Annotated in this window: 1 protein-coding gene; it reads right to left on the bottom strand. The window is 76.9% G+C overall.

Going from position 1 to position 900, the window contains the following annotated elements; all coding sequences use genetic code 11:
• Nucleotides 1-900 (bottom strand): HEXXH motif domain-containing protein (locus ACWJ6R_RS37180; protein WP_449066679.1); only part of this gene is annotated, 900 nt, incomplete at both ends.

The following is a 900-nucleotide window of genomic DNA, read 5'->3' as shown; positions in this document are numbered from 1 at the left end:
GCGCCATCGCGGCGACGAACGCCTCGCCGGGCGGGGTCAGCCGCCCGCTGCGAAGGAGGGTCCCGGCGACCAGGCGGGCGGCCGCGCGCCACTGGGAGAACTCGGCCTCCGCCTCCAGCGCGGCCTCACCCGTCTCGAGGCGGCGCTGCCGCCGCCAGAAGCCGGTCACGCCCAGGTAGGCGTAGGCCCCCTGGAGCAGGCCGGGGATCGGGCGGGGGTCCGGCCGCCAGGGCGCGTAGTGGCGGGAGCCGTCGTCGGGACGGGTCAGGGGCACCAGGTCGAGCAGGGCGGAGAGCTTGGCGTGCTGCGTCTCGTGGGTGAGGGTGACCGCGAACGTGGTGGCGTCCGGCGGGGTGGACAACGCCACGCAGCCGAAGGTCTCCCGGGAGGAGGCGCTCGACTGGCCCCGCGCCGGGGCCACCAGCGGGGTGAGCACGGAGACCGCGGTGCCCACCTCCTCGGCGACGGTCCGGTGGTGCCGCACCAGCAGGCTCCACGCCCCGTCCAGGCCGCGCTGCCAGTGCTCGGCCTCGTCGGGGGTGAGCCGCTCGCCCATGTTGGCCGTACCCGGCATGCGGTAGGGGTCGAGGTCGTCGACGACGACGCGGAACGGCATGCCGTCCGACTCCGCCGACAGGGTGCGCAGGCTCCTCCAGCCGGGGGCGTCCAGCCGGGGGTCGGCGGGGACCCGCACGACGAGGCTGTCCGCCATGACGTCCGCGCCGTCGGCGAAGCAGTGGACCGTCGCCTCCGAGACGGTGGGGGACAGGACCGCCTGCCCCAGCGAGGGCAGGGTGACCACGCCCTCCACCGCGGGCACGTCGATCTCGCAGACCGCGCCGGACCGGATCGCCGCGGCGGCCGCGAGCGCCGCGAGCTGCGCCGGCGCCGCCCGATCGT

The organism is Planomonospora algeriensis, from assembly GCF_977012225.1.
This window is presented reverse-complemented; position numbering and strand designations above follow the sequence as displayed.